Consider the following 376-nt stretch of genomic DNA (forward strand, 5'->3'; position numbering starts at 1 on the left):
AGTCGCTGGTAGCTGTCCAGATTACTTCGGTTGAACCACCACAGGCATCAGGTGCCCCCGGGTTGGTCACTTCAACCATCAGGTTACAGCCGCCCGTGATGCTGCCCAGGGCAACCCACTCGGCAAATGCCTGGTCGATCGAAGCCTGGTCGGAACAGGCTGCCATTGTATAATCATCTGGCGCGTTGAAGGAAACCTCAGGTGCCGGTTCTACCGTAAAGGTCGAACTCAACAACAGCGGTGCCCCACAGTCGCTGGTAGCTGTCCAGATTACTTCGGTTGAACCACCACAGGCATCAGGTGCCCCCGGATTGGTCACTTCAACCATCAGGTTACAGCCGCCCGTGATGCTGCCCAGGGCAACCCACTCGGCGTA

The 376-nt window shown here is 58.0% G+C and carries 1 protein-coding gene; it reads right to left on the reverse strand.

Translation table 11 applies throughout. The features are described 5' to 3' along the window. Positions 1–376: hypothetical protein (locus ZA05_RS18415; RefSeq protein WP_197276123.1), on the reverse strand; the 376-nt coding region annotated here is incomplete at both ends.

This window comes from Mangrovimonas sp. TPBH4 (assembly GCF_001280505.1).
Lineage (GTDB): Bacteria > Bacteroidota > Bacteroidia > Flavobacteriales > Flavobacteriaceae > Mangrovimonas_A.